This window comes from Nesterenkonia marinintestina, from assembly GCF_025420485.1.
In the GTDB taxonomy this organism is placed as follows: domain Bacteria; phylum Actinomycetota; class Actinomycetes; order Actinomycetales; family Micrococcaceae; genus Nesterenkonia; species Nesterenkonia marinintestina.
Genome location: NZ_JAOEFD010000006.1, coordinates 144,756 through 163,674 on the forward strand (window position 1 = coordinate 144,756; position 18,919 = coordinate 163,674).

An 18,919-nucleotide genomic window follows, 5' to 3' on the forward strand; every position below is an offset into this window, starting at 1 on the left:
CAGATGAATCCGCATCGGCGAAATCTCTCTGAAACGCGTCGTGAGTAGATTGTCACTCGTCTAGGGGGTACTCTCCTAGCATCATGGCATCGTGTGATCTCCAGCACACGGTCACCGCGCAATCCTTGAGGGGAAAACTGAATGAGTACACAAGAGTCACTCATCCTCGCCGTGGGCGAGGAGGAGGTCGAAACCGGCGCACAGGGCATCGCCGACACGATCGACGGTTGGTTCGCCGGTATCACCGAATGGTTCGCCGGTATCATCTTCGGCACCATCCCGATCGGTGGTCACGACGCCCCGGTCGTCGTCCTCTGGTCCATCCTCGCGGCCATCGGATTCACCATCTACTTCGGCTTCGTCCAGTTCCGCTCGCCCAAGGTCGCCCTCGAGGTGGTCAGGGGCAAGTGGTCCAAGCCGACCGACCCCGGTGAGGTCAGCCACTTCCAGGCGCTGACCTCGGCGCTCTCGGCCACCGTCGGCCTCGGGAACATCGCCGGTGTGGCCGTCGCGGTCACACTCGGCGGTCCCGGAGCGGCGTTCTGGATGATGATCGCCGGCTTCTTCGGCATGTGCACCAAGTTCGTCGAGTGCACCCTTGGTGTGAAGTACCGGACCATCGATGAGGACGGCACCGTCCACGGCGGTCCGTTCAAGTACCTGCCGGTCGCGTTCAAGAAGCTCGGTCGGATCCCGGTCGCCATCATCACCGGCCTCTTCGCCATCGCCATCATCCTCTTCGGAGTGGCCGGAGGCGGCATGTTCCAGGCCAACCAGGCCTTCTCCCAGGTCCGCGCGGTCACCGGCGGCGAGGACGGCATCTTCGGCAGCGACATGGCCGCGTTCCTCTTCGGCATCGGTTTCGCCCTCCTGGTGGCCCTGGTCATCATCGGCGGCATCAAGTCCATCGGTTCTGTGACCTCGAAGCTGGTCCCCGCGATGGCTCTGGTCTACGTCGCCGCCGGTCTGCTGATCATCGCCATCAACTTCCAGAACGTGCCGGCCGCCTTCGGCGCGATCATCGAGGGCGCCTTCAACCCGGAGGGCATCGCAGGCGGTGTGCTCGGTGTGATCCTCATCGGTGTCCAGCGTGCGGCGTTCTCGAACGAGGCCGGCATCGGTTCGGCGCCGATCGCCCACTCGGCGGTGCGCACCAAGCGCCCCGTCTCGGAGGGCTTCAACGCGCTGCTCGAGCCGTTCATCGACACCGTCGTCATCTGCATGATGACCGCCCTGATCATCATCATCGCCAACCCGGCCTCCTACCAGGAGGCTCTGGACGGTGAGGACATGGGCGACGTCGCCATCACCTCCGACGCCTTCGCCACGGTGCTGCCGTGGTTCCCGGGTGTCCTGGCGATGGCGGTCTTCCTGTTCGCCTTCTCCACCCTGATCACCTGGGCCTACTACGGCATGCAGGCCTGGAGGCACCTGTTCGGCAAGTCGAAGGTCGGTGACATGATCTTCCGTCTGCTGATCTGCTTCTTCGTGGTCGTCGGCTGCATGATGACCTTCAGCAACATCATCGACTTCGCCGACTCCGCACTGTTCATGTGCATCTTCATCAACGTGATCGGTCTGGTGATCCTCGCGCCGAAGGTCAAGGAGGAGATGAAGCAGTACCTCGCCGACCGCCGCGCCGGCCGCCTCATGGACGACCCGGAGCCGCTGGACTCCGACCGTCGCGTCGGCTCGGACCGGTGATCCGATGATCCGGTGACCCGTTCCGGGTCACCGACCGTGCGTCTCCCCCGGATGCTCGTGTCCCCCGTGGAAGCACGGGAGACACGAGCATCCGGGGGAGACGTTCGTGTTCAGGGGGCAGAGGCGAGGGGCCGTTCCGCGGGGCGGTGGGTCGGTTTCCGCTCTGTGGAGTGATCTGGAACACTGTGGTGTCGACGGAGGCCACGACGACGACGTCGACGGCTCAGCCCAGGAGGGAAGGAAGATATGACATCTCAGACCACCGGACCGGTCATCGTCGGAGTCGACGGCTCCGACACGGCGCTCAGGGCCGCAGAACGTGCCAGGGACCTCGCGGCCGCCCTGCAGGTGTCGCTGCTGGTGGTCACCGCCCACAGCGAGGAACGTACGCAGACGGTGGTCGTCGGCTCCGACGAGTACCGCGTCTCCGAGTCGGGGACGGCCCACGACGTCGCTGAGCAGGTGGCCCGGCGGCTGCGTCGGGACGACGTCGAGATCCGTCCCAGCGCCGCGCGCGGTCGTCCCTCTGAGGCCCTGGCGGCCTTGGCCGAGTCCGAGGGGGCGCAGATGATCGTGGTCGGGAACCAGCGCATGCGCGGCATGGCCCGAGTGCTCGGCAGCGTGGCCTCCTCCGTGGCCCACAACGCCCAGTGCGACGTGCACATCGTCAACACCTACACCTGAGACACGGCCGCCTCCCCCTACCCGTCGAGGGAGAGAACCTCGTGCCCCGAGTCGGCGAGTCGTGACCAGATTCGCTCCCCCGACGGCTGATGCGGCGGGGGAGAGGGCGGCAGGGGATCGGCGCGCACGACGGAGGCCCCGCACCGGACTCATGCGTCCTATGCGGGGCCTCCGTCCTGCCGCCGGGGAGTCAGGCTCCCGACGTCGGGGGAGCGGTCACTCCTCCTCGTCGTCCTTCTTCTCCACGACCAGGGTCTCGGTGGTCAGCACCAGTGCGGCGATGGAGGCCGCGTTCTGGAGGGCCGACCGGGTGACCTTGACCGGGTCGATGACGCCGTCGGCGATCAGGTCGCCGTACTCGCCGGTCTTGGCGTTGAAGCCGTGGTTCGGCTCCAGCTCCGCGACCTTGGAGGCGACGACGAAGCCGTCCTCGCCGGCGTTCTGGGCGATCCAGCGCAGCGGCTGCACCAGGGCGCGGCGGACGATGCCCACCGCGGCCGCGGCGTCGCCGGAGAGCGCCCTGACGGACTCGTCCTCGTCCAGCACGGCCAGCGCATTGATCAGCGAGGTGCCGCCGCCGGCGACGATGCCCTCCTCGAGCGCGGCACGGGTCGAGGACACGGCGTCCTCGATGCGGTGCTTACGCTCCTTGAGCTCCACCTCGGTGGCCGCGCCGACCTTGATGACGCCGATGCCGCCGGCCAGCTTGGCCAGCCGCTCCTGCAGCTTCTCCCGGTCCCACTCGGAGTCGGTCTGCTCGATCTGCCCCTTGATCTGGGCGGCACGAGCCTCGACGTCCTCGGAGGATCCGGCGCCGTCGACGATGGTCGTCGCGTCCTTGGTCACGGTGACCCGGCGGGCGGTGCCGAGCACCTCCGTGCCCACCTGGTCCAGCTTCAGGCCCAGGTCCGGGGACACCACCTGACCGCCGGTCAGCGTGGCGATGTCCTCCAGCATGGCCTTGCGGCGGTCGCCGAAGCCCGGAGCCTTCACGGCCACTGCGGACAGCGTGCCGCGGATCTTGTTCACCACGAGGGTGGACAGGGCCTCGCCCTCGACGTCCTCGGCGATGATGAACAGCGGCTTCTTGGCCTGCAGGACCTTCTCCAGCAGCGGCAGGAACTCCTGCATGTTGGAGATCTTGCCCGAGTGGATCAGGACGTACGCGTCCTCGAGGACGGCCTCCTGGCGGTCCGCATCGGTGACGAAGTGCGGGGACAGGTAGCCCTTGTCGAACTGCATGCCCTCGGTGATGTCGAGCTCGGTCGACGTCGTCGAGGACTCCTCGATGGTGATGACGCCCTCGGTGCCCACGGCGTCGAACGCGCGGGCGATCAGCTCGCCCACCTCGTCGTTCTGCGCCGAGATCGCGGCCACGTGGGCGACCTGGCTGCCCTCCACGTCACGGGCGATCTCGTGCAGACGGCGGGTCACCGCGGCGACCGTGGTCTCGATGCCGCGCTTGATGTCGCCCGGTGCGGCACCGGCGGCCACGTTGCGCAGACCCTCCTTGACCAGGGCCTGTGCGAGCACGGTCGCGGTGGTGGTGCCGTCGCCGGCGACGTCGTTGGTCTTGGTGGCGACCTCCTTGGCGAGCTGGGCGCCGAGGTTCTCGTAGGAGTCCTCGAGCTCCACCTCGCGGGCGATGGTCACCCCGTCATTGGTGATGGTCGGTGCGCCCCAGGACTTGTCCAGGACGACGTTGCGGCCCTTCGGGCCGAGGGTCACCTTCACGGTGTCGGCGAGCTTGTCGATGCCGGCCTCGAGGGCCTTGCGTGCGGCATCGTCGAACTCAAGCTGCTTTGCCATAGCTATGCGTTCTCCTTGATGAGACGAGATGTGTGGTGGATCCGCCGGCACTGGGGCCGGCGCAGGATCACTTCTCGACGACGGCCAGCACGTCGCGGGCGTTGAGGACCAGCAGCTCGTCGCCGCCGACCTTGACCTCGGTGCCGCCGAACTTGGAGTAGATGACCACGTCGCCCTCGGAGACGTCGACGGGCAGGCGGTCGCCCTTGTCGTCGAAGCGGCCGGGGCCCACGGCCACGACCTGGCCCTCCTGGGGCTTCTCCTTGGCGGTGTCGGGGATGACCAGGCCGGAGGCGGTGGTCTGCTCGGCTTCGAGCGGGCGGACGACGATGCGGTCCTCGAGGGGCTTGATGGAGACAGACACTGCTGTTCTCTCCTTTGCGTATCAGCGGATCGGTACGATGCACAGGCCCGACGACGTCGGAGTCCGACGCCTGGCTCGGGCGACTGATGCCGTGCGCCTCGGGATGGCCAACCGTCGTCGCGGTGCCGGATGGCTCTCCGTCAGGCTCACGGCCCTGGGCTGACGGGCCCGGAGCCGCAGGCACGCCCGGTGACTTCGGGCGTCGGTCCTCACTTTATGACCGCCTTAGCACTCGGTCAAGCAGAGTGCTAAGAGTTCGTTCAGCCCAGGGCGGACGCCTCGCGAGCGGGGGCGCGCGCCGGGCCAGTAGACTGGTCTCCGGCCGGGCCTCCGGTCGGGCCGCCCGCAGATCCGCCGAGATCAGACGCACCACCGAAAGGCCGCTGCTGTGACCGATGCCCCCGCAGACCACCACGACCCCTTCGGGTTCTTCGGCCTCACCTATGACGATGTGCTCCTGCTGCCCGGCGCCACCGACGTCATCCCCTCCGACGCCGACACCTCCACACGGCTGACCCGGCGCATCACGATCAACGCCCCGGTCGCCTCGGCCGCGATGGACACCGTGACCGAGGCCCCCATGGCCATCGCCATGGCCCGGCAGGGCGGGATCGGGATCCTGCACCGCAACCTCTCCATCGACGAGCAGGCCCGCCACGTGGACAAGGTCAAGCGCTCCGAGTCGGGGATGATCTCGGACCCGGTGACCATCACCCCGGACGCCACCCTGAAGGACCTCGACGACATCTGCGCCCACTATCGGGTCTCCGGCCTGCCGGTGGTCGACGAGGACCGACGGCTGCTGGGCATCATCACCAACCGGGACATCCGCTTCGTCCCCTACGAGGACTTCCTGACCACCCGGGTCTACGAGAAGATGACCCCCCAGCCGCTGATCACCGCGAAGGTCGGCATCTCCCGCGAGGAGGTCATCCGGCTGTTCTCCGAGCACCGGGTGGAGAAGCTCCCCCTGGTCGACGACGAGGGCCGGCTCACCGGTCTGATCACGATCAAGGACTTCGACAAGGCGGACCAGTACCCCGACGCCACCAAGGACGACGAGGGCCGGCTGCGGGTCGGCGCCGCCGTCGGCTTCTTCGGTGAGGGCTTCGAGCGGGCGATGACGCTCATCGACGCCGGCGCCGACGCCCTGGTGGTGGACACCGCCAACGGGCACACCCGGGGCGTGCTGGACATGATCGCCAAGCTCAAGGCCGAGCCGCACGCCGCCGACGTGGACGTCATCGGGGGACAGGCCGCCACCCGCGAAGGGGCGCAGGCTCTGGTCGACGCCGGAGCCGACGCGATCAAGGTGGGGGTCGGACCGGGATCCATCTGCACGACCCGTGTGGTCGCCGGGGTGGGAGTCCCCCAGATCACCGCCATCTACGAATCCTCGAAGGCGGCGATCCCCGCCGGCGTGCCGCTCATCGCCGACGGCGGACTGCAGCACTCCGGGGAGATCGGCAAGGCACTGGTGGCCGGAGCGGACTCGGTGATGCTCGGCTCCCTGCTCGCCGGCGCGGCCGAGTCCCCGGGCGACCTGGTGTTCTACAACGGCAAGCAGTTCAAGGCATACCGGGGGATGGGGTCCCTGGGCGCGATGCAGACCCGCGGGAAGAACACCTCCTACTCGAAGGACCGCTACTTCCAGGCCGACGTCCCCGACGACGAGAAGCTCATCCCCGAGGGCATCGAGGGGCAGGTGCCCTACCGCGGACCGCTGGGCGCGGTGCTGCACCAGCTGGTCGGCGGTCTGCGCCAGACCATGTTCTACGTCGGTGCGCACACGGTCTCCGACCTCAAGGAGAAGGGGCGGTTCGTCCGCATCACCTCCGCCGGGCTCAAGGAGTCCCACCCGCACGACATCATGATGACCGTCGAAGCCCCGAACTACCGCCGCTGAGCCGATCCCGCGCCCCCGACGGAAGGCATACGACGCACCATGGCCACTTCACCCCCCACACCGCAGTACGTGAGAGACCCGGCCCTGCGCGCCGGAGCCCACGGCCTCACCGCGTGGCGGCACGCAGAGCAGGCCCTGGAGGAGATCGCCGCGCTGCCGTTCCTGCACGAGCTCGCCGCAGGGACGCTGTCGAGCGAGGCCTTCGTCCACTACATCCTGCAGGACTCGGCCTATCTGGCCGGCTACGGACGGGCGATGACGCTGTTGGCCGCCCGCGCCCGGACCGCCGGGCAGCTGCGGTTCTGGGCCCGGGCGACCTCGGACACGATCGCCGAGGAGCAGACCATGCAGTCCCAGCTGATGAGCTCCGAGGAGTTCTCCTCCCTCGCCCGGACGATGACCGTGGACGGTGAGCCGTCCCCCTCGCCCACCACCCTCGGCTACACCTCGTGGCTCATCGCGGAGGCCGCGGTGGACGACTACGAGGTCGCCGTCGCCGCGGTGCTGCCCTGCTTCTGGGTCTACGCGGAGGTCGGACGGCACCTGGTGGCCACCATCGGGGACGGCATGGAGGACCACCCGTACCGGACGTGGGTGGAGGTCTACGCGGACCCGGAGTTCGACCGCGCCGTCGAAGAGGCGATCGGCATCTTCGACGAGCTCTACGAGGCGGCCGACGAGTCGCTCCGCAGTCGGATGCTGGCCGCGTTCGAACGCGGCTGCGCCTACGAGGGGCACTTCTGGGCCGCCGCACACGCCATGGAGGACTGGAGCCGCGGCCCGCGCGGCCGAGAGGAGCAGCACAGGTGACCAACGAGATCCCGATCGGTCTGGCCAAGAACGGACGTCGGGCCTGGGCCCTGGACGACGTCAACATCGTGCCCAACCGACGGACCCGATCCCCGCAGGACGTCAGCCTGGACTGGCAGATCGATGCCTACACCTTCGGAGCGCCGGTGATCGGGGCCCCGATGGACTCGGTGATGTCTCCGCAGACGGCCATCGCGCTGGGCCGTATGGGAGGACTCGGGGTGCTCAACCTCGAAGGCCTGTGGACCAGGTACGAGGACCCCGAACCGGTGTTCGAGGAGATCGCGGCGCTGGCCGACGAGCAGATCTCCCCGGCGAACACCCGTCGGCTCCAGGAGCTGTACGCCGAGCCCATCCGCGCCGAGCTGATCTCCCGCCGGCTCGCCGAGATCCGTGAGGCCGGCGTCGTCGTCTCCGGGTCGCTGACTCCGCAGCGGACCCAGGAGTTCTACCGGACCGTGGTCGAGGCCGGGGTCGACATGTTCGTCATCCGCGGCAGCACCGTCTCTGCCGAGCATGTGGCCCAGGAGGGCGACCCGCTGAACCTCAAGGAGTTCATCTACGAGCTCGACGTGCCGGTGATCGTCGGCGGTGCGGCCGGGTACACCCCGGCGCTGCACCTGATGCGCACCGGTGCGGCCGGAGTGCTGGTCGGATTCGGCGGAGGGTCCGCGACCACCACGAGCCGCTCGATGGGCATCAGGGTCCCGATGGCCACCGCGATCAGCGACATCGCCGCGGCACGCCGCGACTACCTCGACGAGTCCGGCGGTCGGTACGTGCACGTCATCGCCGACGGCGGACTGGGCACCTCGGGAGACATCGTCAAGGCGCTCGCCATGGGAGCCGACGCCGTGATGCTGGGTACGACATTGGCCCGCGCCGAGGAGGCGCCGGGACGCGGTCGGCACTGGGGACTCGAGGCCGTGCACCCGGATTTTCCGCGCGGCCACCGGACCCCCGTCGGCACAGTCGGTCCCCTCGAATCGGTGCTGTGGGGACCCAGTCGGCGCACCGACGGCTCCTCGAACCTGATGGGCGGTCTGCGCCGCGCCATGGCGGCGACAGGTTACTCGGACCTGAAGTCGTTCCAGCGGGTCGACGTCGTCGTCTCGCCCTCGGGCATCCCCTCGCGCTGAGACCCCACGGCGGCCGGACTCATACCCGTTCCGAGCCGTCGGGCATTAGGATGAGGCCCATCGAACGCCGTTCCAGGGGGAGGACGATCTATGCGCCTGACACGCATCGCGCCGCTGGCCGCCGCTACGCTGCTGCTGGTGGGCTGCGGCGGGGAAGTGCCGGCATCGGACATCGAGGACACGATGACCACGGAGATGGAGAGCACCTACGGAGTCGAGGTCTCGGACGCCTCCTGCGACGGCGGACTGGCCGCGGAGGAGGGCGAGACCACCGACTGCACCGTCACGGTGGACGGTGAGGAGATCGACGTGCTGGTGACCGCCGATTCGGTCGACGACGACGAGGTCTACATGACCTTCGAGCCGCAGGACTGACTGCGGCGCGCCGGCGGCGCAGAAGTCTCTGACCTGCGGTGAGGCGCGGATGCCCTACGATGGGGGCATGCAGTACGCATTTCTCATCCGCCGACTCGTCCGCCTGGCACGCAGGGTGATCCGTATGTCCGGCCGAAGCCGCGGGCGCCAGGACGGATCCGGAGACCAGCACCCGCACTGATCGCGCTCGCGTCGGGCCGCGACACCGCTGGTAGAGTGCCGGGGTCCCCGTCGCCCGTGTCCTGACGAGCGACGCCCCCGACGTCTCAGGAGTGCTGGTGCGCACCGAACAGCAGGCGCTGAAGGTCTCTCTGGTCGCCGTGCTGATCCTCTCGGCGCTGGGGATCACCTTCGGCGTGCTCTCCGGATCCGCGGCGATCATCTTCGACGGCGTCTTCTCGCTGCTCGACGCGGTCATGTCGATCCTCGCCATCACCTTGGCCGGGCTCATCGCCCGCTCGACGACGAACCGACTCTCAGAGCGCACGCGCCGGCGCTTCACCATGGGCTTCTGGCACTTCGAGCCCCTGCTGCTCATGGTCAACGCCGTGCTGATGATCTCCGTGGCCGTCTACGCGATGGCCGAGGCCGTGGCGGCCCTGCTCTCCGGAGGTCGGGAGATCGAGTTCGGTCCCGCGGTGGGTTATGCGGCGATCGTGCTGGTGCTGACCGCCGCCGTCGGATATGCGGAGCACCGGGCGAACCGCCGCCTGGACTCAGCCCTCGTCGCCATGGACGTCAAGGGGTGGCTGATGGCCGGCGGCGTGACCGGAGCCCTTCTCGTCGCCTTCCTCATCGGCATGCTGCTCGAGGGCACCGGCGCCGAGCACCTGATGCCCTATGTGGATCCTGTAGTGCTGCTGGTGGTCGCCGGGGTGCTCATCCCGGTGCCGCTTCCGGTGCTTCGGCGTGCCGTCGCCGAGATGGCCCTGGTCACGCCGCCGGAGCTGCGGGCCGAGGCCGAGGACCTGGCGGCGGAGGTCGCCGAGGCGGAGGGGTTCGTCGACCACCGGGTGTATGTCGCCCAGGTGGGGCGGGCCCGACAGGTCGAGATGATCTTCCACGCGGCGCCGGGCGGCCCGGCCCGACCGTTGGAGCACTGGGACCGCATCCGTGCCGACGTCCGCCGACGCCTGTCCGACGACGACCCGAACCACTGGATCACCGTCGCGTTCACGACTACTCCGCGGGAGCGCAGCGCGGCCGTCGGCACCTGATCGTCGGCCCTAGGGCAGGTCGTCGGGTTCGTCGAAGGTCGTGCCGTCGACCAGCATGCCTTCCTCAGTCTGTGCCACGACCCGGGTGCCGACCAGGTCGCCCGTCACGTTGCACATGGTGCGTCCCATGTCGAGGATGGCGTCGATCCCTGCGACCAGGGCGACCGGAGCCATCGGCAGCCCCGCGGAGGTGACCGTCATCGTCAGCATGATCAGGCCGGCGCCCGGCACCCCTGCGGTGCCGACGGAGGCGAGCACCCCGACCAGGGCGATGGTCACGATCTGCATCACGGTGAGATCGGTGCCGGTGACGTTGGCGACGAATACGGTGGCTGCGCCCACGTAGATGGCGGTGCCGTCCATGTTGACCGTCGCGCCGAACGGCAGGGTGAACGAGTAGACGCCCTTGCGGATCCCCAGCTGCTGGGCGGCCCGCGTGGTCACCGGCAGCGTGCCGCCGGACGAACGGGTCACGAATGCGGTGAGCATCGGCTCCTTGGCGGCCTTGAAGAATCGGCCGATGTGGGCGCGGAACAGCAGCAGGATCACCGTGTACACGGCGATCTGCAGGAGGATCCCGCCGTACATCACTCCGGTGAGCGTGGCCAGCGGGAGCAGTGCGTCGGCGCCGGTCTCCCCGACGGCGACGGCGATGAGGGCGAACACGCCGATCGGCGAGTACTGCAGGACTCCGCGTATGAGGAGGAAGACGATCTCCAGGCCGCCGTCGGTGATGCGGCGTATCAGTGAGGCCAGTTCGGTGAGCCGGTCGTCGTCGCTGTCCTGCATGTAGGCCAGCGCGATGCCGGCGATGATGGCGAAGAACATCACCGACAGGATCTGTCCCTCGGACAGTGCGGCGAAGATGTTGTCCGGGATGATGTCGGTGAAGACCTCGGCGATGCCGGGCGCCTCCTCGGACTCGGCCTCCTCGTCACCGGTGAGGGAGAGGCCCGCACCGGGGGAGATGAGCAGCGCGAGACCGATGCCCAGAGAGATGGCGAAGGCCGTGGTGATGATGTAGAAGCCGAAGATCTTGCCCCCGACCCGGCCCAGCGTCTTCGGGGAGACGGAGGCGACTCCGGAGATCAGCGTCAGCAGGATCAGCGGCATCACCAGCATCATCAGCAGGCGGAGGAAGATCTCCCCCAACGGTTCGATGACCGTGATCGGCGGACCCACGATCAGGCCGACGACGACGCCGGCCACCAGTGCCACGCCCAGCTTCCAGATCAGCGGGACGTCGAGGTACCACCTCCAGGGTGAACGTCTCGTCCTCTCCCCGTGGTCGGCGGCGCGCTCCTGATCGGTGTGCGGCTCGGACATGGTTCCCCTCCGATGTCGATGCCTGCGAGTAATGGAGAGAATCTACCCCACCGCACCTCCCTCCGCCCAGGTTCGGGGTCCGAGAGCCTCGGTTTGGAGCCGAAACCGCGCCTCCGGTAACATCGTCTGGTCTGAGGTGACGTGTCCGAGCGGCCGAAGGTGCGACACTCGAAATGTCGTGTACGGTAACCCCGTACCGTGGGTTCAAATCCCACCGTCACCGCCAGCTGAGGCCCCTGTCCGACCTGCATGAACAGGTCGGGCGGGGGCCGACTTCATGGCTGACGGGCGTTCAGCGCAGCCCGAGCTCTCGGCGCATGGCTGCGCGGGGCCGGACGGTGAGCCCCAGCGAGGCCTCATGCTCGACCTGTGCGGCCAGCTCCGGCCCCTGGTCCGCGGCAGCCACCTCGGTGAACCCCAGCCGACGGTAGTAGGGGCCGTTCCAGGGGATCTCGGTGAACGTGGTCAGCGTCAGCGCCGCCAGCCCCCGTCGGCGGGCCCACGTCTCGGCGAAGTCCACGAGTGCGGCGCCGATCCGGCGTCGGGCGGACTGCGGGTGCACGGTGACCTGTTCGATGTGGGCGCTGTCGTCGACGGTCCGCAGCAGCAGGTAGCCCACCACGACGTCGTCGACCTCCCACACGTAGGCCGACCCGGCCTCCACATGGGCGCGGAACGAGGCCGCATCGACCGGCTCGTCCTCGGCGATGCGCACGAGGTCATAGTCCAGGAACAGCTTCCCCGCGGCCTGCTCCGCGGCGCAGACCGCCGGGTGATCGGTGAGCTGCGCCGGACGGATCCGGCCGTCCGGGGGACGGGTCATGCCGTCGCCGCGGTGAAGACGGAGTGGACGTGGTCGCCGACCGCGTCGCGGCCGCCCAGTCCTTCGAGCTCGAGGACCACCGTGGCGCCGACCAGCTCACCGCCGAGCTCTCGGACCAGGCGCTGGGACGCCGTCAACGTCCCGCCGGTGGCCAGGACGTCATCGACCACCAGGACTCGGGTTCCGGGGTACAGCACCCCGGGCGCCTCGATGCGGGCTGAGCCGTACTCCAGGGTGTATTCGATCGACGCGGCCGGTTCCGGGAGTTTGCCCGCCTTGCGGATCGGAAGCACGCCGGTGCCCGCAAGGGCGGCGATGGTCCCGGCCAGGAGGAAACCGCGGGCCTCCACGCCGGCGACGATGTCGAATTCGCCGGCGAACGGCTGGTACATCGCGTCGGTGACGGCCCGCAGAGAGGTGCCGTCGGCCAGCAGCGGGCTGATGTCACGGAATAGCACCCCCGGTTCGGGGTGGTCGGGGTACCGGGCGATCTGGGCTTCGGCGCGGTTCAGGTCGTCGGAGAGCACGCGCTCACTCTAACAAGGGCCCCGACGGCAGACGCGTCGACCAGGCTCCGGTGCAGGTCAGGGCACGATGACGGCGCGGCCGCGGAGCTCACCGTCATGCAGGCGCCGGTACGCCTCCGGCCCGTCCTCGAGGCTGAACACCGTGGTGTCCACGTGCACCTGCCCGGTGCGGGCCAGCTCGAGGACCTCCATGAGCTCGGGTCGGGTGCCCCAGTACGGTGCGCGGGCACGGGACCCCCAGGGTTGGCCGAGCAGCCCGAGTCTGGACCTGACCGCGCCCGCGCCGACCAGGACCACATCGGTCTCGAAGCCGGCCATGGACCAGGCCATGTCCGCCACCGGCTGGCTGGAGACGAAGTCGAAGATCGCGGCCACCGGTCGCGACCCCGCGATCTCCGCCACGAGCGCCGGGGCGTCGGAGTCGGATCGGAATGCGTGGTGGGCCCCGCTCGACCGGGCGAACTCGAGCTTCTCATCCGAGATGTCCAGGGCGACGACCGTCGTCGACGACAGGGCGCGGAGCATCTGCAGGGCGACATGTCCGAGACCGCCGACGCCGATGACCACCGTCACGCTTCCCGGCCCGAGGCGATCCAGCGAGCCGCGGATCGCGTGGTACGGCGTCAGTCCCGCGTCGGTGAGCCCGACGGCGGCGACCGGATCGAGGTCTCCCAGCGGCACCAGGACCCTCGGGTCACGGACGACCATGTACTCGGCCATGGCGCCGTCGGACCCGAGCCCGGGCGGGGTGATGCCCAGTGCGGCCGCATGCGGGCAGTAGTTCTCACGGCCCAAGGTGCAGGAGTAGCACCGTCCGCAGCCCTGCGGCCCGTATACGGCGACCGCATCGCCCTCCGTCACCGTCGTGACTCCGGCACCGAGGGCGTCGACGACCCCCACGCCCTCGTGCCCGAGCGTCATCGGCAGCGGGTAGCCGAACTGCCCGTACTGCTCCTCCGTGAGCCCCATGACGAAGGAGTCGGAGTGACAGGCACCCGCGGCGGTCACCCGGAGACGCACCTCTCCGGGACCGGGATCCGGGACGGGCACTTCGCGAACCTCCGGCGCGCCGCCGACTTCGACGTACTGCAGAGCCTTCATCATGGTGGCCTCCTCGTGAGAGTGAGAGATGGGAACGGCATCGGTCCGTCATCAGGCTCTCACGTGCAGATGAACGCGGGGAGGACGGGGGCGGGGCGCTCAGCTGCGCCTGGCGGCGAAGTAGTCGCCGAGCTGCACGGCGCACCGATCCGCGAGCACGCCGGGATGCACCTCGACCCAGTGGTTCAGCCGTGGTTCGCGCAGCACGTCGAAGACCGATCCCGCCGCTCCGGCCTTCTCGTCCCAGGCGCCGAAGACCACGGTGCGCACCCGGGTCTGGACGATCGCGCCGGCACACATCGGGCACGGCTCCAACGTCACCGCCAGGGTGCAGTCGAGCAGGCGCCAGGACCCGGTCCGCCGAGCGGCCTCCCGCAGGGCGACGATCTCGGCATGTCCGGCGGGATCGTTCTGCGCCTCACGCGTGTTGAAGCCCTCGCCGATCACCGTGCCCTCCGGGTCCACGACGACGGCTCCCACGGGGACGTCGCCGGCCTCGGCGGCCTGCGCGGCCAGCTCCAGACACTGCGACAGGAGGCGACGCTGTGCGTCGTGGTCGCGGGGATCCCAGGGGCGGGGCGAGGAGCTGTCCATCGAGGCCCAGGGTATCCCTCCCGGACGGGACGGCGTGTCCGTGCTGATACTTTGGTCCCATGCGCGTACAGGTCGTCGAACACCCGCTGATCGCCCACAAGCTCACCCAGATGCGCCGGGCGGAGACGAGCTCCAACCACTTCCGGCAGCTGACCGGTGAGCTGGTGACCCTGCTCTCCTATGAGGCCAGCGCGACCATCGCCACCGAACCGGTCACCATCACCACCCCGATGACCGAGGCCCAGGGCACACAGCTGGCCGGTCCCACGCCGCTGGTGGTGCCCATCCTGCGGGCCGGACTGGGCATGCTCGAGGGGATGACCGCGATGATCCCCACCGCCGAGGTCGGGTTCCTGGGGATGGCCCGTAACGAAGAGACCCTCGACATCATCACCTACGCCGAGCGTCTGCCCGACGACCTCACCGGACGCCACGTCTTCGTGCTCGACCCCATGCTCGCCACCGGCGGCACCCTGGCCGAGTCCATCCGATTCCTCACCCAGCGCAACGCCGCGCGGGTGAGCTGCATCTGCCTGCTGGCCGCCCCGGAGGGCATCGAGCGGCTGGAGCGGGAGGTCGGCGACATCGACGTCGAACTCTTCCTGGGTGCGATCGACGAGGGTCTGGACGAAAACGCCTACATCGTCCCCGGGCTCGGCGACGCCGGAGACAGGCTCTACGGCCTCACGGAGTGACCCGTCGCCTCAGTGCGCGGTGAGCCGCTCCGACTGCGCCTCGGCGTGTGCCTCTCGTCACAAACACGGGGTTCGTCTCAGGATGTGGGACAGATGCTCCAATATTACTTGCGTATCTGGAATGTGACGGCGACTCTGGGAGGCACAGTGCTGGGACGCCCGTCCGCGGAGGTCCCGGACGAACGCCGTCTGTCGAACAGAACCGAGTGATATGTCCGCTCACCAGGAACAGGTCAACAGCCCCGGGTACGTGCACATCTCAGTGCGCAACGCCGCGCGCCGAGCTGAGCTCGCCCGCCGGGTCCGCAGCGGGCCCGACCGCGGCCGCCGCCGTGGATCGGACGCCCCGGTTCCTGTGATGGCCCACAACGGAGGAGGGCCCCAGATGGTCCAGTCGGACGTCGTCGCGCGCGGCTTCGTGGTCTACGTCGGCCTCGACGAGGACTCGGCCTCGGCCGCCGGCACCTCGCTGCACAAGATCGCCTCCGAACTGCGCGACTACGTGGAGACCCTGTCCGCCGACTCCCAGGTCCACATCGCGATGGCCATGGCCTCGGCGGCCGCCGAGGGCAGCGATCTCGACGTCGTCCGCCAGGCGCTCGGAGATCCGACGGTCACACACCGCGTGGGCGAACCGGTCGCCGTGGCCGCTCCGCAGACGCCGAGCAACGTCGGTGTGCTCATCGACCTCTCGCGTCGGGAGGTCAAGCTCGACGGCGAGGCCCTGAACCTCACCTTTAAGGAGTTCGAGCTGCTGAACTTCCTGGTCGAGAACGGTACGCGCACCGTCGGCCGGGAGGAGCTGCTGCACACGCTGTGGCGCAGCACCGACCCCGACCAGATGCCCAACGAGCGGACCATCGACGTGCACATCCGGCGCCTGCGCTCCAAGCTGGGACGCCTGGCCAACACCGTGCGCACCGTACGAGGGCAGGGATACCGCTTCTACGAGCACCCCGAGGTCGTCGTCTGGGCCGCACCCGAGTACAGCATCTGAATCCGCTCGGTAGCCTGGAGGCATGACTGCGCCCGCTCAGCTGCTGATCCTGCGCCACGCGAAGGCCGGCCACGCCTTCGACGGCGACGATGCCGCCCGCACCCTGACCGACCGCGGGGCCGACCAGGCCCGGACGGTCGGTCGCAGGCTCGCCGACGAGGGCTTCCATGCCGACCACATCATCTGCTCGGATGCCATGCGCACCCGACAGACCGCCGTGTGGGTCTGTCACGAACTGGGGGAGGATGCCTCGACCCCCTACCTCGACCCGCGGCTCTACCTGGCCGATCCCGCGACCATGCTCGCGGTGATCAATGAGACTCCGGAGACGGTGCGCACGCTGCTGGTGGTCGCCCACATGCCGGGTGTCCAGGAGTTGTCGATGCGTCTGGCGGCACCGGAGTCGGAGGAGGACCCGGTCCTGCGGATGGCAGGCTCGTTCCCGACCTCCGGGCTGGCCCGGTTCGAGGTCGACGGCCCGTGGGCCGAGCTCGACGGCCGCGACGCGCGGCTCACCGACTTCTGGGACTGAGGGGGGACGCCGCCCGTCCGGGTCAGTCGTCCTGCTCGGTCTCCAGGATCTCGACGAGCTTGTCGAGGGACTCCTCCGCGCCGTCGCCCTCGGCGGTGAGCACCACCTTCTCGCCGTGCTCGGCGCCGATGCCCATCAGGCCCAGGATGCTTCCGGCCTCGAACTTCTCCTCCGGGGAGTCGGCCTTGGCGATGCTGACCTCCACCGGCTGCTGGCCGGCGGCCTCGGCGAAGACTGCTGCGGGCCGTGCGTGCAGGCCGGCCTTCGAACCGATCGTCGCGGTCCTCTCTGCCATGGTGATGCTCCTTCTCGACGGTGCCGTCGTGCTGATGTAGTCGTGATGGTGTCGTGGTGCTGTGATTCTACGTTCCGACCGGAGCCGACGGCGGTCACCCGCGCGCCGGTCCTCCGGATCAGCCGAGCCCGAGCTCGGTCAGGGCCGGGATGCGCTCGGCGACGGCGGCCCGGGCCTCGTCCGATCCGCGCGCTGCGGTCGCGACCGCGGCGAGCTCGCGGGTCTGCTCGGCGGTCAGTGTGCGCAGCACGGCGGCCACATCGGCCAACGAGGCCGGACTCATGGACAAGGATGTCACGCCGAGTCCGATGAGCACCGGAGCGAGCACAGGGTCGCCGGCCGCCTCGCCGCACACTCCGACCGGCCCGGAGGAGCCCTGACCGGTCGCACCGACCAGATTGAGCACCGCGGGCTGCCAGGCGTCGTTGAGCTCGGCCAGTGAGCCCAGCATCCGGTCCGAGGCCATCGTGTACTGCGTGAGGTCGTTGGTCCCGATGGACACGAAGTCGACCTCTGCGGTGATCCGGTCGGCGCACAGTGCGGCCGCCGGCACCTCGACCATGACTCCCGGAGTCTCCAGACCCGCCTCCTCGGTCAGGCGGCGAAACTCGGCGGCCTCGTCCGCGGTGGCGATCATGGGGGCCATGACCCAGACCTCCACGTCGGGGACCGCGGCGGCGGCCTCAGCGACGGCGGCCAGCTGCCGGGCCAGCACACCGGGTACGGAGCGTTCGGTGCGGAAGCCGCGCACCCCCAGGGCGGGGTTGGGCTCCTCGGCGTCGGTGAGGAAGGGCAGCGGCTTGTCAGCACCGGCGTCCAGGGTGCGCAGCACGACCTTCGGTGCGGCGCTCCCCTCACCGCCGGCCTGCTCCTCAGCGTCGCCGGCCGGCTCCTCACGGCCGGAGAACGCCTCGAAGACCTCGCGGTAGGCGGCGACCTGCTCGTCGTGACCGGGTTCGGAGTCGCGGTCGAAGAACAGGAACTCGGTGCGGAACAGTCCGACCCCCTGGGCCAGCTGCTCGGCCGCCGCCCGGGCGTCGGCGCCGTTGCCCACGTTGGCGCGCAGCGGCACGGCCGTGCCGTCCGCAAGCCGGCCGTCGCCGTCGAAGGCCTGGATCGTCGCACGGCGCGCGGCGAAGGCCTCGACCTCGGCACGCAGCTCCTCGGTGACCTGGGTGTGCACCGCACCGGCGCCGCCGTCGACGTGGACCTCGGTGCCGTCGGGGACCTCCAACACCCCGCGGGCGGCGACCACGGCCGGCAGGCTCAGCGACCGCGCGATGATCGCAGTATGGGACTGCGGTCCGCCCTCGGAGGTGACGAGAGCGACGACCTTCGCAGGGTCCAATGTGGCCGTGTCTGCCGGAGCGAGGTCCTCGGCCAGCAGGACGAAGGGTCGGTCGCTGTGCGGGATGCCCGGGGGAGTGACCCCTCGCAGCTCCGCCACCACCCGGTCCCGGACGTCGCGGACGTCGCGCTGACGTTCGGCCATCTTTCCGCCGAGCTTGGCGAACATCCCGGTGACCTCCTCGGCGGCGTCCCAGAAGGCGCGCTCCGAGGTGGCGCCGTCGGCGATCCGCCTCTTAGCCGCCTTCAGCAGCATCGAGTCGGTGGCCATCATGGCGGTGGCCTCGAGGACGCCGGCGGCGTCCCCCTCGGCCTCGGCCGCGCGGGCCTTCAGGGAGGCGGCGACGGCCGCCGTCGCCCGAGTGACCGCTTCGACGGCCTGCTCCTCGCCGACGGAGGCGTCACGTCGTGCCTCACCGGGTGGGGAGACGGGGTCCGGCATCGACAGGACCGGTCCGACGACCCGTCCTGGGCAGACGCCGACGCCTGAGTACTCGGCCTTCAGCTCGGTGGTGCTCATATCTGCGGGCTCCTCTTCGGCACGAGTGCGGCGCGGCGGCATCGCCCGGGCGGTGCGGTGGCCCCGCCGGTGGTGTCCAGAATCTACCACCGGATCCCATCCGGGCGGAGGGGCTCATGCGGTGGTTGCGGACTCCTGCGTCGCCGCGCGGGCC

20 protein-coding genes and 1 tRNA gene are annotated in these 18,919 nt (G+C 69.4%); 12 read left to right on the forward strand and 9 right to left on the reverse strand.

Annotated features, from left to right (window positions below; all coding sequences use genetic code 11):
• Positions 1-141 precede the first annotated feature (141 nt).
• On the forward strand, positions 142-1,704 hold the full coding sequence (locus N7E59_RS06795; protein ID WP_261624164.1) for an alanine/glycine:cation symporter family protein: 1,563 nt from the start codon (positions 142-144) through the stop codon (positions 1,702-1,704).
• Positions 1,705-1,950: 246 nt separating this feature from the next.
• Positions 1,951-2,388 carry a universal stress protein gene (locus N7E59_RS06800; protein ID WP_261624165.1) on the forward strand — a complete coding sequence of 146 codons (438 nt, stop codon included), beginning with the start codon at positions 1,951-1,953 and terminating at the stop codon, positions 2,386-2,388.
• Between the two features lie 216 nt (positions 2,389-2,604).
• On the opposite strand, the gene groL is transcribed toward N7E59_RS06800, so the two are convergent.
• Together groL and groES are read right to left on the reverse strand one after the other, a co-directional pair.
• Positions 2,605-4,197 carry a chaperonin GroEL gene (gene groL / locus N7E59_RS06805; protein ID WP_261624166.1) on the reverse strand — a complete coding sequence of 531 codons (1,593 nt, stop codon included), beginning with the start codon at positions 4,195-4,197 and terminating at the stop codon, positions 2,605-2,607.
• 67 nt (positions 4,198-4,264) lie between these two features.
• The gene (groES, locus tag N7E59_RS06810) at positions 4,265-4,561 is read right to left on the reverse strand and encodes a co-chaperone GroES (RefSeq protein ID WP_261624167.1); all 297 of its coding nucleotides are present in this window, start codon (positions 4,559-4,561) and stop codon (positions 4,265-4,267) included.
• A 37-nt stretch (positions 4,562-4,598) separates the two neighbouring features.
• Between groES and N7E59_RS06815 the strand changes: the two genes are divergently transcribed.
• The 6 genes from N7E59_RS06815 to N7E59_RS06840 all read left to right on the forward strand — a co-directional run bounded on the left by N7E59_RS06815 (position 4,599) and on the right by N7E59_RS06840 (position 10,008).
• On the forward strand, positions 4,599-4,724 hold the full coding sequence (locus tag N7E59_RS06815; RefSeq protein WP_261624168.1) for a hypothetical protein: 126 nt from the start codon (positions 4,599-4,601) through the stop codon (positions 4,722-4,724).
• Between the two features lie 225 nt (positions 4,725-4,949).
• Positions 4,950-6,467 (forward strand): IMP dehydrogenase, encoded by a 1,518-nt coding sequence (guaB, locus tag N7E59_RS06820; RefSeq protein WP_261624169.1) that lies wholly within the window; start codon positions 4,950-4,952, stop codon positions 6,465-6,467.
• 39 nt (positions 6,468-6,506) lie between these two features.
• Positions 6,507-7,277: a TenA family protein gene (locus N7E59_RS06825; RefSeq protein ID WP_261624170.1), complete on the forward strand. Its 771-nt coding sequence runs from the start codon at positions 6,507-6,509 to the stop codon at positions 7,275-7,277.
• The gene (locus N7E59_RS06830) at positions 7,274-8,416 is read left to right on the forward strand and encodes a GuaB3 family IMP dehydrogenase-related protein (RefSeq protein WP_261624171.1); all 1,143 of its coding nucleotides are present in this window, start codon (positions 7,274-7,276) and stop codon (positions 8,414-8,416) included. The genes N7E59_RS06825 and N7E59_RS06830 overlap by 4 nt, the downstream gene beginning before the upstream one ends.
• 90 nt (positions 8,417-8,506) lie before the next feature.
• The gene (locus tag N7E59_RS06835; RefSeq protein WP_261624172.1) at positions 8,507-8,791 is read left to right on the forward strand and encodes a DUF4333 domain-containing protein; all 285 of its coding nucleotides are present in this window, start codon (positions 8,507-8,509) and stop codon (positions 8,789-8,791) included.
• 278 nt (positions 8,792-9,069) lie between these two features.
• Positions 9,070-10,008 carry a cation diffusion facilitator family transporter gene (locus N7E59_RS06840; RefSeq protein ID WP_261624173.1) on the forward strand — a complete coding sequence of 313 codons (939 nt, stop codon included), beginning with the start codon at positions 9,070-9,072 and terminating at the stop codon, positions 10,006-10,008.
• A gap of 9 nt (positions 10,009-10,017) precedes the next feature.
• On the opposite strand, the gene N7E59_RS06845 is transcribed toward N7E59_RS06840, so the two are convergent.
• Positions 10,018-11,334: a dicarboxylate/amino acid:cation symporter gene (locus N7E59_RS06845; protein ID WP_261624174.1), complete on the reverse strand. Its 1,317-nt coding sequence runs from the start codon at positions 11,332-11,334 to the stop codon at positions 10,018-10,020.
• Between the two features lie 135 nt (positions 11,335-11,469).
• On the opposite strand from N7E59_RS06845, the gene N7E59_RS06850 reads away from it, so the two are divergent.
• Positions 11,470-11,560 (forward strand) — tRNA-Ser (locus N7E59_RS06850).
• Between the two features lie 66 nt (positions 11,561-11,626).
• Here the strand turns inward: N7E59_RS06850 and N7E59_RS06855 are convergent.
• The 4 genes from N7E59_RS06855 to tadA all read right to left on the reverse strand — a co-directional run bounded on the left by N7E59_RS06855 (position 11,627) and on the right by tadA (position 14,379).
• Complete coding sequence (locus N7E59_RS06855) at positions 11,627-12,157, reverse strand: GNAT family N-acetyltransferase (protein WP_261624175.1); 531 nt, start codon at positions 12,155-12,157, stop codon at positions 11,627-11,629.
• A complete protein-coding gene (locus tag N7E59_RS06860; RefSeq protein ID WP_261624176.1) occupies positions 12,154-12,684 on the reverse strand; it encodes an adenine phosphoribosyltransferase in 531 nt (176 codons plus the stop codon). Before N7E59_RS06860 ends, N7E59_RS06855 begins: the two co-directional genes overlap by 4 nt.
• 57 nt (positions 12,685-12,741) lie before the next feature.
• Entirely contained in the window at positions 12,742-13,788 is a 1,047-nt protein-coding gene (locus N7E59_RS06865) for an NAD(P)-dependent alcohol dehydrogenase (protein ID WP_315942997.1), read from the reverse strand.
• Positions 13,789-13,884: 96 nt separating this feature from the next.
• Entirely contained in the window at positions 13,885-14,379 is a 495-nt protein-coding gene (gene tadA / locus N7E59_RS06870; RefSeq protein WP_261624177.1) for a tRNA adenosine(34) deaminase TadA, read from the reverse strand.
• Positions 14,380-14,438: 59 nt separating this feature from the next.
• Between tadA and upp the strand changes: the two genes are divergently transcribed.
• The 3 genes from upp to N7E59_RS06885 all read left to right on the forward strand — a co-directional run bounded on the left by upp (position 14,439) and on the right by N7E59_RS06885 (position 16,603).
• Positions 14,439-15,074 (forward strand): uracil phosphoribosyltransferase, encoded by a 636-nt coding sequence (gene upp / locus N7E59_RS06875; RefSeq protein WP_261624178.1) that lies wholly within the window; start codon positions 14,439-14,441, stop codon positions 15,072-15,074.
• Positions 15,075-15,285: 211 nt separating this feature from the next.
• Positions 15,286-16,071, forward strand: coding sequence for a winged helix-turn-helix domain-containing protein (locus N7E59_RS06880; RefSeq protein WP_261624179.1), 786 nt, complete (start codon positions 15,286-15,288; stop codon positions 16,069-16,071).
• Between the two features lie 22 nt (positions 16,072-16,093).
• Positions 16,094-16,603, forward strand: coding sequence for a SixA phosphatase family protein (locus N7E59_RS06885; protein ID WP_261624180.1), 510 nt, complete (start codon positions 16,094-16,096; stop codon positions 16,601-16,603).
• A 22-nt stretch (positions 16,604-16,625) separates the two neighbouring features.
• Here N7E59_RS06885 and N7E59_RS06890 read toward each other — a convergent pair whose 3' ends face one another.
• Positions 16,626-16,898: an HPr family phosphocarrier protein gene (locus N7E59_RS06890; protein WP_261624181.1), complete on the reverse strand. Its 273-nt coding sequence runs from the start codon at positions 16,896-16,898 to the stop codon at positions 16,626-16,628.
• A 118-nt stretch (positions 16,899-17,016) separates the two neighbouring features.
• The gene (locus N7E59_RS06895; RefSeq protein ID WP_261624182.1) at positions 17,017-18,765 is read right to left on the reverse strand and encodes a putative PEP-binding protein; all 1,749 of its coding nucleotides are present in this window, start codon (positions 18,763-18,765) and stop codon (positions 17,017-17,019) included.
• Positions 18,766-18,919 lie beyond the last annotated feature (154 nt).

Bases quoted from the DNA above. Each gene is read 5' to 3' on its own strand.
- N7E59_RS06795 (WP_261624164.1), top strand. From the start codon at position 142: ATGAGTACACAAGAGTCACTCATCCTCGCCGTGGGCGAGGAGGAGGTC.
- N7E59_RS06800 (WP_261624165.1), top strand. From the start codon at position 1,951: ATGACATCTCAGACCACCGGACCGGTCATCGTCGGAGTCGACGGCTCC.
- groL (WP_261624166.1), bottom strand. From the start codon at position 4,197: ATGGCAAAGCAGCTTGAGTTCGACGATGCCGCACGCAAGGCCCTCGAG.
- N7E59_RS06815 (WP_261624168.1), top strand. From the start codon at position 4,599: ATGCACAGGCCCGACGACGTCGGAGTCCGACGCCTGGCTCGGGCGACT.
- N7E59_RS06825 (WP_261624170.1), top strand. From the start codon at position 6,507: ATGGCCACTTCACCCCCCACACCGCAGTACGTGAGAGACCCGGCCCTG.
- N7E59_RS06835 (WP_261624172.1), top strand. From the start codon at position 8,507: ATGCGCCTGACACGCATCGCGCCGCTGGCCGCCGCTACGCTGCTGCTG.
- N7E59_RS06845 (WP_261624174.1), bottom strand. From the start codon at position 11,334: ATGTCCGAGCCGCACACCGATCAGGAGCGCGCCGCCGACCACGGGGAG.
- N7E59_RS06855 (WP_261624175.1), bottom strand. From the start codon at position 12,157: ATGACCCGTCCCCCGGACGGCCGGATCCGTCCGGCGCAGCTCACCGAT.
- N7E59_RS06865 (WP_315942997.1), bottom strand. From the start codon at position 13,788: ATGATGAAGGCTCTGCAGTACGTCGAAGTCGGCGGCGCGCCGGAGGTT.
- tadA (WP_261624177.1), bottom strand. From the start codon at position 14,379: ATGGACAGCTCCTCGCCCCGCCCCTGGGATCCCCGCGACCACGACGCA.
- upp (WP_261624178.1), top strand. From the start codon at position 14,439: ATGCGCGTACAGGTCGTCGAACACCCGCTGATCGCCCACAAGCTCACC.
- N7E59_RS06880 (WP_261624179.1), top strand. From the start codon at position 15,286: ATGTCCGCTCACCAGGAACAGGTCAACAGCCCCGGGTACGTGCACATC.
- N7E59_RS06885 (WP_261624180.1), top strand. From the start codon at position 16,094: ATGACTGCGCCCGCTCAGCTGCTGATCCTGCGCCACGCGAAGGCCGGC.
- N7E59_RS06890 (WP_261624181.1), bottom strand. From the start codon at position 16,898: ATGGCAGAGAGGACCGCGACGATCGGTTCGAAGGCCGGCCTGCACGCA.
- N7E59_RS06895 (WP_261624182.1), bottom strand. From the start codon at position 18,765: ATGAGCACCACCGAGCTGAAGGCCGAGTACTCAGGCGTCGGCGTCTGC.